Origin of the sequence: Paraburkholderia tagetis (assembly GCF_022213065.1) — a bacterium.
Taxonomy (GTDB): domain Bacteria; phylum Pseudomonadota; class Gammaproteobacteria; order Burkholderiales; family Burkholderiaceae; genus Paraburkholderia; species Paraburkholderia tagetis.
The window spans coordinates 303,182-317,271 of record NZ_JAKLJA010000005.1; the positions used below are offsets into that span (position 1 = coordinate 303,182).

The following is a 14,090-nucleotide window of genomic DNA, read 5'->3' on the forward strand; positions in this document are numbered from 1 at the left end:
GTGCCAATAGCATGCGGGCGCAACGAAGATTCTTGTCATCGCTTGCGGCTCAACTATCTCCTTTGGCGGGAGCCGCCCTCCCACGCGATGTACGCTCTCGCGGAAACGAAGCGACTCGGTGCGCAACGCGCGCGCCCTATGAGCATAGCTGCACGAGGACCCCGGCCGCCACGTGTCGGCTGCCTTCTTCTCCGGCTATACTCCACGCCTTTCACCATTCATTCGTCCAATTCGATATGTCGACAACCATTGGCGAGAATGCCACGATGGAGCGGTTACAAGACTTGCTCAACTCGTTTGAACTGCCAATCAGCCTGTAAAGCAGTCCGTAAATCAGCCTGTAAAGCAATCCGGAAAGCAATATGAAACGCCTGTTACTCGCCGCGCTTGCGGCAGCTTCGTTCGCGCCTTGCGCTCATGCGCAAAGCCACGCGCCAGGTGCGCTCGCCACCCCCACGGGCACGCTGCAATTCGTGCGTGATGACCGGGATTTCGTGGCGATTCTCGACAAGGATATTTTCGATCGTTTCGACGCGAAGACACTCACGCATTTCGATGATGTCGGTCCCGATGGCGGCACGATTACGCGCACGCTCGTGCAGACCGCTTACGGTCCCGTGCTGTACGACTTTCGTCGCCGTCCGCCACTCGTGCAACGCGCGAACATGCGCATGACAGTCAAGCGCGTGTTCTGGCAACCCGATGAAGTCGTGATGCAAGGCTCCGACGGCTGGTTCCGGCTCAAAAACGGGACGCTAACGAAGCTGCAATCGACGAAAACGACATACCGCTAATTACGCGCGTCCGCGTTGGCCATTCTCTCGTCGCTTTCCAGTCATCGTCGAACGGACTAGCATAACAATCTCAGGCCGAAGGAGACGACTATGGCTACGTATGCTGTCGACGGAGTGCGCATCAGCGCTTCAACGGACCGGGTGACGCATGTGCGCTGGGCGCCAATTGACCCTCATACCCATGACTGGCTCTCCCCGCCCAAGATCTCCGAGGTGTCGGACGTCGCGCACGGCATCCGCTCGGGAGCGGTGGTGTATTCCGTTTTCACGCTGGGCGGCATGAAATTCCTTGGGCCGAAGATCAAGGCGGTTCCGCATCCCAACGGGATTGATGGAATCGATATGGAAGTTCCCGATGGCAGCGTCGAAAAATCGATGGACGATCTGCCGCGCGTCTAGTCTCGACCCTGTACGCACCTTCGCGACGCTTCCGGTCTATCTGGCGCCCATCGCACCATCTCGAGCCATGACGATCGCCCAGGCGAAAGAAGGTCGCCATGCCTCACTTACGCGTTGAGATACGCACTGAGCGTCTCGCTCTGCCCGTTTCCCGGCTGGGTCCGGCCAACCCATTGCCGGTCTTCCGCTGGCAACAGCCAACGTCGGCGAACCCCGCTCCGCCCGCCGACAATCTGAGCGCGGACGAACTCGCTCATACGTTCGTCTGGGGCGACGCATCGATTCTGCCGTACCGTGTCCAGGACGATTACGACCGCGACTTGCACCCCGGTCATCTCGATGCAGTGGTGCTCGACAACGGCTTGTTGCGCGCAACCGTGCTGCCGGATCTCGGCGGTCGACTGGCATCGCTCATCGATTTGAGCACCGGGGCGGAACTCCTGTTTCGCAACCCGGTGTTCCAGCCTGCGAATCTGGCGGCGCTCAATGCGTGGTTTTCCGGCGGCATCGAATGGAATGGCCTGATTCCCGGGCATTCGCCGTTTACCTGCGCGCCGGTTTTCTGCGGCGTCGTCGAAACCGACGACGGCCCTATCCTGCGGCTCCATGAATTCGACCGCGTCCGCGAAGCGAGTTGGCAAATCGATCTATTCCTGCCTGATGGCGAAAGCCGCCTTTATGTGCACGGCCGGATCGTCAACCCGAATCCCCGGGAGATTGCCTGCTACTGGTGGACCAACGCCGCTGTTCAATATCGACCCGGCATGCGCGTGCTCGCGCCCGCCGATTACGGTATCGAACACGTGCTGCCGGACAATCATCTGGAGCGATTCGCACTGGACGCGCATGGTTTCGATGCCAGTTATCCCGAGGAATGGAGCACCGCCACGTCGGTGTTCTTCCGCAAGCCCGATGCGGACCGGCTCTGGATTGCCGCGCTCGATAGCCGGGGGCGCGGTCTTCTGCAAACCGCGACACACGAGATGCGTGGACGCAAGATGTTTTTCTTCGGCACAGGCACCGGTGGACGGCACTGGATGGAGGTGCTCGGGCGGCCCGGCGACAGCGAGTATGTCGAGATCCAGGCCGGCATCGCCCCGACCCAGGATCAGGAATTCATACTGCCCGCCGGCGGCTCGCTCGAGTGGACCGAATGCTGGATGCCGTTCGCGGCCGACGCCGCGGCCGTGCACGATCCCTGCTGGCATACGGCCTGCTCGGCGGTGCGCCGCACGCTCGATGCGCAACTGCCCGCGCAGAGCTTGTCCGCGCTCGATATTCGCCTGCGGATCCACGCATCGAAGCCGGCGACGCGCCCGCTCCATCGCGGCGCGGTTTGGGGCAAGCTCCACGAAGTGCTGACTGGCCGGCCGATCGCCCCGGGGCTCGATTTCGACGCGCAACCTGGCGTCGCGTGTCCGTGGGCGGAGCTTGCGGAGACGGGGCGCTTTTCTGCGGCTTCGCTCGCCGCCCTGCCCGAGATCTGGGTTGCCGGAGATCGATGGCAACAGGCGCTCATCGACTCGTCGGCAAGGCATGGCGAGACCTGGCTGCATGCGCTGGCGCTCGGCATCATTGCACTCGATCGCGGTCACACGGCGCCTGCCACCGCATTTTTTCAGCGTGCACATACGTTGCGGCCAAACGCGCTCTCGCTACGCAACCTCGCCTTGTCCGAGCGCGATGTGGAAGCGGCCGAGCGGCTTTATCTGAGTGCCTGGGATGCGCTCGATGCGGCACCGCAGTTGGCCACCCCGTTGATCACCTCGCTGGCCGCCGAGATCGCCGAATGGCTGCTGCGGCACAACCGGATCGCCGCGCTCCGGCGCTTTCTCTACGGGCTGAGCCCCGACGTCGAACGGCACGAGCGCATCCGCCTGACACGCGCGCGGCTTTCCCTGCTCGACGGAAACCTCGACAGCGCGGAGCAATGGCTCGACCACGACTTCGCGACGATCCGCGAGGGCGAGACCGCGCTCGACGAAATCTGGTCCGCACTCCAGATCGCCCGGGCAAGCCGGCGCCTCGGCCGCGCGCTGAGCCCCGACGAGGAGCGCGCGGTGCTTGCCGCCTCCCCTGTTCCATACCGGCTCGACTTCCGCATGGTGCGCATGGTGCGCACGGTGGGGAATGGGCGAGTCTGACGACGAGACAGCGCCGCAAACCGATAAAATCGCGGTGTGCGCTTGCCGGCGCACCAGCTGCGAATGGCCGAAGGCCCGGCGCAGCGCCTTCCACTTCCCCACTCAACGCATAGCGCCATGGCCCGCATCGAGCTCCATTTCCCCGAAGACCAGTATTACTACTCGACGCATCTCACGGTGCGCGTCACCGACATCAATTCGGCGAACCACCTCGCGAACGACTCGATGATCTCGATGATTTCCGAGGCGCGTGCGCGCTTCCTCTTCGATGCGGGCATCGAGGACATGAAGGACGCCCACATCAGCATCATCGTCACGGACCTCGCGACCACCTATCGCGCCGAAGCCTATGCGCGCGAGCAGTTGTGCTTCGAGGTGGGCATCATGGATTTCAACAAGTACGGCGGCGACATTATTTTCCGCATCACGCGGCCCTCGGACAGCGCACTCATTGCGATGGCAAAGTCGGGATTCGTTTTTTTCGACTACGAGGCGAAAAAAGTCGTGCCGATGCCGCCGGCATTCCGCGCGAAATTCCCGGGCGTCAACTCGGTCGCCTGAAGCGCCGCCGTGCGCATTTCCTGGGTGTGCACTTGCGTGCGCATTCAGCGCGGCTGGAACGCGATGACCGCCATGCCGGCCAGCGCAAGCGCCATCCCACCCCAATCCCAGGGGCTCGGCCGAACCGCTTCCACACCCCACAGCCACAGCATTGCCACGCACACGTACACGCCGCCGTAGGCGGCATAGGTGCGTCCCGCCGCGCTCGGATGCAGCGTAAGCAGCCACGCGAAAAGCGCGAGCGACACGGCGGCGGGCACGAGCAGCCAGGCGCTCGCGCCCTCGCGCAGCCAGCGATACGGCAGATAGCAGCCGACGATTTCGGCAAGCGCGGTCGCAACGAAAAGCAAAAACGTCGTCATGGATGGCACAACTGCAGCGGTAGCGTCGAGGGGGCTCATGGTAGCGCAGGCGGCCAAAACGGTAAAACGGCCGTGTACTGAGCTGGCCGACCGGATTATTGCTCGATATGGATGCGGGATTATCAGTGCTTCAAGTGATTAAACGCGGCGCGCGGTTAAATCCATTGAAAATCGAAATTCCCGGAATTCGTTGATTCATTTCTAAAGGCACTGCAAACAATTGTGCCAGAGCGCTTTATCCGCAGCCATTCACGCACGCCGGGCGCAGGCGGCGCGCATTTTCCATTGGACGCAAATCAATTGGCTTTCGCGACGGGATTGAATTCACTCGCGATCGGCGAATAATTCTTTTTTGGAATTTTCGTTTTAAAAAATTATCAACCGCCAAGGAAAAAAACATGAGAAATACCCTTCACGCTAAATATCTTGCCGCCGCGTTCGTGTTTGCCGCCACTGCCCTGCTCTCCGGTATCGCATTTGCCGCCGATGAAACCGTCTCTGCGGCCGCGCCCGCCACCGCACCGGTCGGGCTGCCACGCGTGGCCGTGCTCGCCACGGGCGGCACGATCGCGGGCCAGGCGGATGCGCGCGCGGCCAACGCCTATAACGCCGGCGCCGTGGGTGCTCAGCAGCTCGTGCAGGCCGTGCCCGGCATCGAGAAGCTCGCCCGGCTCAGCACCGAGCAAGTGGCGTCCATCGGTTCGCAGGACATGAACGACAAGGTCTGGTTCGCGCTCGCGCGACGCATTCAGACGATCTTCGATCGCAATGAAGCCGACGCCGTGGTCATCACGCACGGCACGGACACGCTCGAAGAAACGGCTTTCTTCCTCGACAACGTGCTGCGCACCGACAAGCCCGTCGTGCTGGTGGGCTCGATGCGGCCTTCCACGGCCACGAGCGCCGACGGTCCGAGCAATCTCTACGAGGCAGTCGAAGTGGCGGCGAGCCCCGCAGCGCGCGGGCGTGGCGTGATGGTGGTGCTCAACGACACAATCCAGTCGGCGCGCGCGGCCACCAAGACGAACACGACGAGCGTGCAGACGTTCGCAACGCCGAACGGTGGACCGGTTGGCTACGTCGATCCCGCAAGCGTGCGCTTTCTCACGCCCGCATTCCAGCCGGACAATCACAAATACGTGCTGCCTTCAGGCGAGCAACTGCCGCGCGTCGAGATCGTCTACGCGCATGCCAACATGGACGGCGTGCAGATCGACAACGCCATCGCCAACAAGGCAAAGGGCATCGTGCTGGCCGGCGTCGGCGACGGCAACGCGTCGAAGTCGGCGCTCGCGGCGCTCCAGCGCGCCGCGAAGCAAGGGATCGTGGTGGTGCGCGCATCGCGCGTGGGGTCGGGATTCGTGAACCGCAATGTCGAAGTGAACGACGACACGAGCGGCTTCGTCGTCTCGCTCGACCTGAACCCGCAAAAGGCGCGCGTGCTCACGCAATTGCTGATCGCCAACGGGATCACCTCGCCCGCGCAGGTGCAGAAGGCGTTTGCAGCGACGTGGTGACCGGCGCTGCACTTGCCGCTCAGGGACGCTCGCCGCGCGCGAGCCGCGTTTCGATTTCCGTGACCACGGGCAGCAGGTCGGCGACGCTGTCGATCACATAGTGCGCGCCCGCTGCGCGCAGGCGTTGCGCGGCGGCTTCGCGGCGCTGTGCGAAGTCTTGCGGCGAGAGCGCGCGGACTTCGTCTTCGGTGAGGCCGAACGCGTTGCCGCTGACGGCCACGCCCACGGCCCAGGTGCCGCCGTTGATGCCCTCTTCGATGCCCACCTCGGTGTCGTCCACCTTGATCGCTTCGCGCGCGCGCCACACGCCGAGCTGCGGCAGCGTGCGATAGATCATGTACGGCGACGGGCGGCCTTCGGGCGTGTCGCCGGTGCACACGATGCTGTCCGCGACAAAGCCCTGCTCGGCTGCGCCCGGCACGATCTGATCGATGATCTCGCGCGTGTAACCCGTGGTCGAGCCGATGCGCACGCCGTCGGCGCGCAGTTGCGCGGTCACGGCCGCGACGCCCGGAATCACGTCGCTGTATTGCGCGGCCACCGCAACGTTCTTCGGCACGAAGGCGTCGTAGACCGCGTCGATATCGGCGTCGCCGGGTGCGTGGCCGTGGCGCGCCTTCCATGCTTTAGCGACGCGCGGCAGCGCCATCAGCGCCGCAATGTGCGGCCGCTTGGCCATGCCCATCGGGCCGCGTGCTTCCTCGATCGAGATCGGCACGCCAAATTCCTCGAAAGTCTCGACGAACGCACCCATGGGCGCGCGCGAGCCATAGTCGACCACCGTGCCGGCCCAGTCGAAGATCACTGCCTTGACGTATTTCATTTCCGTTCGTTATGCAAAGATTCGTGCGTCTGATTCAAAAGAAGAGGCTGCGTGCGCAGGCGCGCCGCTGGGAACGCCCAGCGTGCTCAAGGCCGCGCCGCACGCTTGAACGACGCGCTGCATGAGCGCTTCGTCGAGTGCGCCGATGCAGCCGATGCGAAAGCTCTCCACGCTGGTGAGCTTGCCCGGATAGATGATGAAGCCCTGCTCTTTCATCAGCTCGTAGAAGCGCTCGAAGCTGAACAACGGATGAGCGGGCGAGAAGAACGTGACGATGATGGGCGAGCGCCACGCTTCGGTCAGCAGCGGCTCGAAGCCAAGCGCGCGCATGCCTTCGACCATGACGTCGCGGTTACGCGTGTAGCGCGCGAGGCGCCCAGGCTGGCCGCCCTCGGCCTCATGAAGGCGCAGCGCCTCGATAAACGCGGCCACGGCGTGTGTGGGCGGCGTGAAGCGCCACTGTCCGGTGCGGTTCATGGCGTCCCACTGGTCGTGCAAATCGAGTGCGAGCGAGTGGCTGTTGCCCTTCGCGGCCGCGAGCGCTGCCTTCTTCGCGATGACGAAGCCAAAACCCGGCACGCCCTCGATGCACTTGTTCGCCGACGAGACAAATGCCTCGCACGGCAGCGCGCGCACATCGAGCGGCACGGCGCCGAAGGCGCTCATCGAGTCGATCAGGAGACGCCGGCCATGGCGCGCCGTGACGGCGGCAATTTCCTCGATCGGATTGAGAATGCCGGAGCTCGTTTCGCAATGCACCACGACGACGTGCGTGATGTCGGCGTGAACGGCGAGCAGGCGCTCGACGTCGGCGGCACGCGGCGGCAGATAGTCGCCTGTGTCGTGCACGGTGTGGCGGCGACCCAGATAACGCAGCGTAGTGGCGATGCGCTTGCCGTAGGCGCCGTTGGCAAGCACCAGCGCATGGCCGTCGCGCGGCACGAAGCTGCCGAGCATCGCCTCGACGCAGTAGCTGCCGCTGCCTTGCAGCGGCACGCAGTCGTACTCGCTGTTCGCAGCGTCGGCATCGCAGCCGGCGATCTCCAGCAGCGCGCGGCGCAGATGCGCCGTCATGGCGCGGAAATCGGCGTCCCACGAGCCCCAGTCGCGCAGCATCGCGGCTTTAGTCGTTGCGGCCGTCGTCAGCGGGCCGGGGGTCAGCAGGTACGGATCTGCGGGAGTGGTCATGCGGCTGCTCCGGTCGGTGTTCAGCAAATGTTCGGCCAGTACCGAACAAGTAAGCGAACACATTACTGCGGTGCAGCACATAGGTAAAATCGATATAATCGATGTATATATCGCTAAAACTTATGGCGCCACTGTTGGCCTGCGCGGGTCTGCGCCATCGCCCCGAGTCGACCGACCAAGCGAATTTTCGAGCCGGAATCCCACGAATATGCAGTACGCCCAGTTGCGAGCTTTTCACGCCGTTGCCGAGCACGGCGGCTTTTCGCGTGCCGCCCAGGCGCTCTCGCTCACGCAGCCGGCCGTTTCCGACCACGTGCGGCGGCTCGAAGCCGACTACGGCGTGAAGCTTTTCGAGCGTGCGCCGCGTGGCGTCGAGCTTACCGAGCTCGGGCGGCGGCTCTACGCGGTGACGCGTCAGATGACCGGCTGCGAGCGCGACGCGCGGCGCCTGCTGGAGGCGGCCGGCGCGCTGGAATCGGGCGAGCTGGCGCTGGTCGCCGACGCGCCTGACCTCGCCGTCAAGCTCATCGGCGCGTTCCGGCGCCGCTATCCAGGCGTGGTGGTGAAGCTCGCCATCGCGAACGCCACCGAGTGCATGCGGCGCGTGCTGGCAAGCGAGGTGGACGCCGCAATCACGGCGGCGCATCAGGTGCACAGCCGTCTGCAGTCGCGCGTGCTGCGCGAAGACCCGCTGGTCGCCGTCGTGCCCGCCGAGAACCCGGTGGCGAAGAGGCGCCGCATCACCTACGAAGAGCTGGTGCGCGAGCCGATGATCTTCCGCGAGGTGCATTCGGTCACCCAGCAGTTGCTCGAGGCGGAGCTGGTGCGCAAGGGACTCCAGGTGGAGCCCGTGCTCTACGTGGACGGCCGCGAGGCACTGCAGACCGCGATTGCGCAGGGCGTAGGTGCGGGCGTCATCGCGGGCGCGGAGTTCGGCGAATCGCGGCGGATTCGCGCGATTGCGCTCGCCGATTGCCAGGTGCGCATGGTGGAAACGCTGGTGCGGCTCGCGGAGCCTTCGTCGTCGAATCTGCTTGATGCGCTCTTTGCCACGCCACTCGATTGAGCGTCGGCACGCTCACGACACCATCACGAAACAATTACGACACGACCGGGACACCATCACGACACGACGATGTCCGCCCCTACTTCGTGCAGCAAGTCGCGCAGCGTCTCGGCCTGCTCCATGCGCGCGCCGCGCCGCAAATGAATGCGCAGCGCACGCCCCGCGATGCCCTCCACGGGCCGCACGAGCGTAAGTTCCAGCGCGAGTCCTAGTCCGTCGGGCGCATCGGCTGCGGCGGGCTCGACGACCCGTGGCGCGAAATTGGCTACGCAAGCGGTGGTGGAAAAGCGGGTCGAAAAACAGGCGGATTCGGACATGGCATGGACCTCGTCGATGAAAAGCTCGAGGTCATCGTAACCACGCCGATGCGCGGCGCCAAACGACAAATAGGCGTATGCAAATGAATCGGCGACGGGAGACGATCGCGCCAGGCACGCTATGCGCTACATGTGTTTCTGAACACGATCGTGCCGCGAATTGAGAGCGAATCCGGGAACGCATCCCGGTGCGGCGCGTGGCACACTGAATGAACCGTTCCACCTCAACTTTCCCTGGGACAGGAGCCGCTTATGGAACGTCCCTTCACCGATCGCCGCGAGGCGGGGCAAATGCTCGCCGCGCAACTCGCGCCCTATGCCGGGCGCCGCGATGTCGTCGCGCTCGCGCTGCCGCGCGGGGGCGTGCCGGTTGCGTTCGAAGTCGCCGAGGCGCTGCGCGTGCCGCTCGACGTGCTTCCCGTGTGCAAGCTCGGCACACCGTGGCAACCGGAACTCGCGATGGGCGCGCTCTCCTCGAACGGCGCGCAATACGTGGACGAAGCGCTGATCCGCGAGGCCGGCGTGAGCGAGGCGCAGTTGCAGAGCGCGCTTGCCCTCGCCCGCATCGAGCTTGGCCGACGCGAGACACGCTACCGCGGCACGCGAGCCCCTGTGCCGGTGGCCGGACGCGTGGCGCTCCTGATCGATGACGGCATGGCCACGGGCGCCTCGCTCAAGGCTGCCGCGCGTGCGCTCGCCTCGCTCGGACCCGCGCGCATCATCGCGGCGCTGCCCGTTGCGCCGGCTGGCGCGCGGGCACGGCTCGCGGAAGCCGTCGACGATTTCGTCTGCGTGCAGACACCCTCGTCGTTCATGAGCGTGGGCCAGTTCTATTTCGACTTCGACCAGGTCGACGACGACACCGTGCGTGACTTGCTCGACCGCGCGGCGGCAGACAATTGAGACCCGCCAGGCCGAACGTGCTGGCATCCGCATGCCGGCACTTGGTGCCCCCGTGCATTGCGTGCGCAGCCATCGAACTTCCCGACGGCGACGCAACCGCGACGAAGCGGCTCAGGATGCCCCGGGTGCTCGCGCTCAGCGCACCGGATTTGCCGCCTTCTCCCCAACCACCGTTTGCCAGGGCCGCACGCGCCACGCCTTGACGAGGCCCGCCTTCACGTAAGGATCGGCGCGCGCGAACGCTTCGGCAGCCGCGGGGCTCTCGCCCTGGAAGAGCAGCAGCGCCTCGTCCAGGGGCTCGGCAATCGCCCCCGCAAGCAGCAGTTCGCCACGCTCGGCCGCCGCCCACGCGAGCGCCAGGTGGTCGCTGCGGTGCTCGGGGCGCCGTTCGAGGTAATCGTCGGCGAGGTCGTACATCAAGAGGTAATGCATGTCTGTCTCCGGTCTCATGCAGCGCGGTCGCGTCCAGAACTGAACTGGACCGCATGGCGGGCGCCATGCCGTGTGCATTCCGCACATTGTGCCCCAGTCCGCGTCAACCGAACCCACTCACGGTTCGTTTTCATGTTGGCTTTGCCATAATGGTTGCGGCGATGGGCAAAGATGGTCTGGATGTGCCGCCTGCTCGCACGACTAACGACAACGTCGATATCCCATGGGAGTGAACGATGAAGATCCAATCCGTCATTGCTGCAATCGTGCTGGGCGGCGCACTGGCCGCGCCGGCGTTCGCACAAACCGCCGCAGCACCGGCTTCCGCGGCCAAGAGCCCCAATAGCCAGCAATCCAGGATGAAGGCGTGCAACACCCAGGCCGCCGACAAGAAAGGCGACGATCGCAAGGCATTCATGAAGCAGTGTCTCTCGACGAGCGGCGTGAGCGCTCCCGCGATGTCGCAGCAAGAGCGCATGAAGGCGTGCAACACCCAGGCCGCCGACAAGAAGGGCGACGATCGCAAGGCATTCATGAAGCAGTGCCTCTCGACCAAGAGCTGATCCGCCACGCGGCCGAAGCGCCTTGTCTGGCCCGGTCGCGGCTTCAGTTCTGCACCACCCCTGCCGCGACGCGCCGCAGCTTTATGCTGCGGCGCGTCGTTTTTCATGGTGCGGCGCCCTCCATTCATTCGCTTGCGCGTTCGCGCCCCCACGCACCGTCGGCGCTGCGCCCGCGCGCCATTTTTCTTCTATGATGGCTGCAGCGGCGCCCCTTCCCTCATTCACGCAGACGCCATCGGGTCGCCGGACGAACGTTGAAGCCGGAGTGATGCCTGTCGCATCGTACGGAGGCGCGGATGGCATGGAAGCACAAGAACCGCTGGTTTCGCCGCTGGCTGGTGGTGATCGTTTTCTGGCTCGTGCCGGTGATGATTGTCGCGGTGCGCGAAGCTCAGGACGAAATGGCCTATAACCGCGCGGATCTGCAGCGCGCCCTCACCAGTTGGACGTTCACCGACGCCGAGCGTGCTGCCGGCGCGCCGCTGCACTGCGAGGGGACGCCCGAGCGGGCGCGCACGCTGGGCTGCTCCGCCGCCGTGCTCGCGGCAAACGCCCCTGCCCATCAGGCGGCGCTCGACGAATACGCCACGCGACGCGCAGCGCTCGCGAGCTACCTGTGGCATGCGTTCGTCGGCTACTGGGTCGTGCCCGCGGCAACCTTGCTCGCCATCGGCATGGTCCTTGGCGCCGTGCGGCGCGCGCTGCGCCGCCCTCCCGCTGTGAAGGCCGTCCCGGAACGCTGACACACATCCTGACTGCGCTGTCTCAAACAGGCAAAGCGGGGGCCTGTGTTATAACCCCGTAAGCTGATTCCGTCACCGGCAAAACGCCACGACGGCACGGCTTAGGCTATTTCGATATTTCGGAACCCAAAACGGAGAACAACATGCAAGGACGCCGTTTCATTCTGAGGACTTCGGTCGCCATCGCGCTCGCAGGCGCAGCGCTCGCAGGCTGCTCCACCACCGGCAACACGCCCCCGACGGCACAAACCAACGAATCGCGCCGCCAGTCGATCGATGCAAGCGTCGACGGCACGATGTCGCGCCTCTTCCAGACCGTGCCCGGCTCGCGCGAGCTCGTAGGCAAGGCGCGCGGCGTGCTGGTATTCCCGTCGGTGGTCCAGGCGGGGATCGGCATCGGCGGCGAGCACGGCGACGGCGCGCTGCGCGTCGGCGGCAGCACGGTCGGCTACTACAGCACCACGGGGGCATCGGTGGGCGCAACGCTCGGCATGCAGTCGAAGGCCGTCGTCTATCTGTTCATGACGCAGGACGCACTCGACAAATTCCGCAATTCGAAAGGCTGGTCGGCAGGCGGCGACGCCTCGGTTGCGCTCGTGAAGGTCGGCGCCAACGGCTCGGTCGACACCACTACGGCCACCAAGCCCGTGGAAGTCTTCGTGCTGACCAACAGCGGCCTGATCGGCGACCTCTCGCTCGGCGGCAGCAAGATCTCCCGCCTGGAGCTGTAAGCCTTTACGCGTTAGCGAGCGGCGTAGTTGCCCGAGCCCTGTGCGGCTCGGGCAACCGCGCAGCACCGCTATGCACTTAGTTCGTGGACGTGTCGATCACCTTGAAGCGCGAACGCTTGTTCGCACGTATCACTGCCTGATACGCCTCGACATATTGCTGCGCCATGCGGTGCGACGTGAAGCGCTCTTCGAAGCGGCGCCGCACACCGGCGCGCGGCACGCGTGCGAGCCGGTTGACGGCCGCGACGGCGCCAATCTCGTCCTCGACGATAAATCCCGACACACCTTCATCCACCACTTCCGGCACCGCGCCGCGATTGAACGCGATCACGGGCGTGCCACACGCCATCGCCTCGATCATGACCAGCCCGAACGGCTCGGGCCAGTCGATCGGGAACAGCAGCGCATGCGCGCCGGAGAGAAACTCGGCCTTCTGGTTGTCGTTGATCTCGCCGACGAACTCGACATTCGGAAGTGCGAAGAGCGGCTTGATCTCGCGTTCGAAATATTCGCGGTCGGCCTCGTCGACTTTCGCGGCGATGCGGATCGGCAAGCCGCAGCGCTGGGCAATGCGAATCGCGGTGTCCACGCGCTTCTCGGGCGAGATGCGGCCGAGAAACGCGAGGTAGCGCGGCTCGACCGGTTGCGGCGTGTAGAGCGCCTCGGGCAAGCCGTGATAGACAGTCTTGAGCCATTTGGCCTGCGGCATCGGCTGGCGCTGCGCGTTCGAGATCGAAACCACGGGGGCGGTGTTGAACGTATCGAACACCGGTTGCTGTTCGGGCAAGTCGAGGCGGCCGTGCAGCGTGGTCACGAACGGCGTTTCCTGGCGCTTGAACACCGAAAACGAGTAATAGTCCATATGGAAGTGCAGCACGTCGAACTGGTCGGCCTGGCGGCGCACCATTTCCATGAGCAGCATGTGCGGTGCGACCCGGTCGCGAATCCCGGGGTCGAGGCGCAGCGCGCGCGGCCACACGGGTTCGAGCTTCGCACGCGTTTGCGAATCGCCGCTGGCGAAGAGCGTCACGTCGTGCCCGAGATCGACCAGCGCCTCGGTGATGTACGACACGGCGCGCTCGGTGCCGCCGTAGAGCTTGGGCGGCACCGATTCGGTCAGAGGAGCGATCTGCGCAATTCTCATAAGGCGTCTCCTTCGTGTTCCGCGCGCGACGCACGCGGAGAAATCCTGCAGGCGGTTCGAGCCATTCTAAAGGAAGCAAAATGCTGCTGCTGTACGCCGGGGCATCGAAGGGACCGACCCGTAAAGTGCGCAGTCGAGCAGTCTGGACGGCGGCTTTCTTGCTCATTATTCGCCCTGTGTGGCGCACGCGCTGCCAGTCTTTCAATTGCTATATGGACTTACACGTCGAAACATCCTGCGGAGCGCGACCGATGCGCGGGTGATGGTGCGGTTCGCACGACTGATCGGGATAGGGGCAGGCCTCGCGGCCCGACCCCTCCCACACCACCGTGCGTACGGGTCCGTACACGGCGGTTCGGATCGGTTGATCGACTACCGGCTAACCGAGGGGAGACCGAGAGAA

At 64.7% G+C, this 14,090-nt stretch carries 16 protein-coding genes; 10 read left to right on the plus strand and 6 right to left on the minus strand.

Annotated features, from left to right (window positions below; translation table 11 throughout):
• Window positions 1-362: 362 nt before the first annotated feature.
• The 4 genes from L5014_RS10055 (at window position 363) to L5014_RS10070 (ending at window position 3,898) form a co-directional block, all read left to right on the plus strand.
• A complete protein-coding gene (locus tag L5014_RS10055) occupies window positions 363-794 on the plus strand; it encodes a hypothetical protein (protein WP_238463470.1) in 432 nt (143 codons plus the stop codon).
• 90 nt (window positions 795-884) lie between these two features.
• Entirely contained in the window at window positions 885-1,193 is a 309-nt protein-coding gene (locus L5014_RS10060; RefSeq protein ID WP_238463471.1) for a hypothetical protein, read from the plus strand.
• A gap of 98 nt (window positions 1,194-1,291) precedes the next feature.
• Window positions 1,292-3,337 carry a DUF5107 domain-containing protein gene (locus tag L5014_RS10065; RefSeq protein WP_238463472.1) on the plus strand — a complete coding sequence of 682 codons (2,046 nt, stop codon included), beginning with the start codon at window positions 1,292-1,294 and terminating at the stop codon, window positions 3,335-3,337.
• A gap of 117 nt (window positions 3,338-3,454) precedes the next feature.
• Entirely contained in the window at window positions 3,455-3,898 is a 444-nt protein-coding gene (locus tag L5014_RS10070) for a thioesterase family protein (RefSeq protein ID WP_238463473.1), read from the plus strand.
• A gap of 44 nt (window positions 3,899-3,942) precedes the next feature.
• On the opposite strand, the gene L5014_RS10075 is transcribed toward L5014_RS10070, so the two are convergent.
• Window positions 3,943-4,260 (minus strand): YnfA family protein, encoded by a 318-nt coding sequence (locus L5014_RS10075; protein WP_238463474.1) that lies wholly within the window; start codon window positions 4,258-4,260, stop codon window positions 3,943-3,945.
• A gap of 398 nt (window positions 4,261-4,658) precedes the next feature.
• Between L5014_RS10075 and L5014_RS10080 the strand changes: the two genes are divergently transcribed.
• Entirely contained in the window at window positions 4,659-5,777 is a 1,119-nt protein-coding gene (locus L5014_RS10080) for an asparaginase (protein ID WP_238463475.1), read from the plus strand.
• A gap of 19 nt (window positions 5,778-5,796) precedes the next feature.
• Here L5014_RS10080 and phnX read toward each other — a convergent pair whose 3' ends face one another.
• Complete coding sequence (gene phnX / locus L5014_RS10085) at window positions 5,797-6,600, minus strand: phosphonoacetaldehyde hydrolase (protein ID WP_238463476.1); 804 nt, start codon at window positions 6,598-6,600, stop codon at window positions 5,797-5,799.
• Between the two features lie 9 nt (window positions 6,601-6,609).
• Window positions 6,610-7,788, minus strand: coding sequence for a 2-aminoethylphosphonate--pyruvate transaminase (locus L5014_RS10090; protein ID WP_238463477.1), 1,179 nt, complete (start codon window positions 7,786-7,788; stop codon window positions 6,610-6,612).
• A gap of 208 nt (window positions 7,789-7,996) precedes the next feature.
• On the opposite strand from L5014_RS10090, the gene L5014_RS10095 reads away from it, so the two are divergent.
• Window positions 7,997-8,854 (plus strand): LysR substrate-binding domain-containing protein, encoded by an 858-nt coding sequence (locus L5014_RS10095; RefSeq protein ID WP_238463478.1) that lies wholly within the window; start codon window positions 7,997-7,999, stop codon window positions 8,852-8,854.
• A gap of 56 nt (window positions 8,855-8,910) precedes the next feature.
• Here the strand turns inward: L5014_RS10095 and L5014_RS10100 are convergent, their stop codons facing one another.
• A complete protein-coding gene (locus tag L5014_RS10100; protein WP_238463479.1) occupies window positions 8,911-9,171 on the minus strand; it encodes a hypothetical protein in 261 nt (86 codons plus the stop codon).
• A 252-nt stretch (window positions 9,172-9,423) separates the two neighbouring features.
• On the opposite strand from L5014_RS10100, the gene L5014_RS10105 reads away from it, so the two are divergent.
• Window positions 9,424-10,074: a phosphoribosyltransferase gene (locus L5014_RS10105; protein WP_238463480.1), complete on the plus strand. Its 651-nt coding sequence runs from the start codon at window positions 9,424-9,426 to the stop codon at window positions 10,072-10,074.
• 135 nt (window positions 10,075-10,209) lie between these two features.
• Here L5014_RS10105 and L5014_RS10110 read toward each other — a convergent pair whose 3' ends face one another.
• Entirely contained in the window at window positions 10,210-10,506 is a 297-nt protein-coding gene (locus L5014_RS10110) for a YciI-like protein (RefSeq protein WP_238463481.1), read from the minus strand.
• Between the two features lie 236 nt (window positions 10,507-10,742).
• On the opposite strand from L5014_RS10110, the gene L5014_RS10115 reads away from it, so the two are divergent.
• The 3 genes from L5014_RS10115 (at window position 10,743) to L5014_RS10125 (ending at window position 12,543) form a co-directional block, all read left to right on the plus strand.
• Entirely contained in the window at window positions 10,743-11,069 is a 327-nt protein-coding gene (locus L5014_RS10115) for a PsiF family protein (RefSeq protein WP_238463482.1), read from the plus strand.
• Window positions 11,070-11,365: 296 nt separating this feature from the next.
• A complete protein-coding gene (locus tag L5014_RS10120) occupies window positions 11,366-11,812 on the plus strand; it encodes a hypothetical protein (RefSeq protein ID WP_238463483.1) in 447 nt (148 codons plus the stop codon).
• Window positions 11,813-11,955: 143 nt separating this feature from the next.
• Window positions 11,956-12,543, plus strand: a complete 588-nt coding sequence (locus L5014_RS10125; protein ID WP_238463484.1) for a BPSL1445 family SYLF domain-containing lipoprotein — start codon at window positions 11,956-11,958, stop codon at window positions 12,541-12,543.
• A 76-nt stretch (window positions 12,544-12,619) separates the two neighbouring features.
• On the opposite strand, the gene L5014_RS10130 is transcribed toward L5014_RS10125, so the two are convergent.
• The gene (locus tag L5014_RS10130; RefSeq protein ID WP_238463485.1) at window positions 12,620-13,687 is read right to left on the minus strand and encodes a glycosyltransferase family 4 protein; all 1,068 of its coding nucleotides are present in this window, start codon (window positions 13,685-13,687) and stop codon (window positions 12,620-12,622) included.
• Window positions 13,688-14,090: the final 403 nt, after the last annotated feature.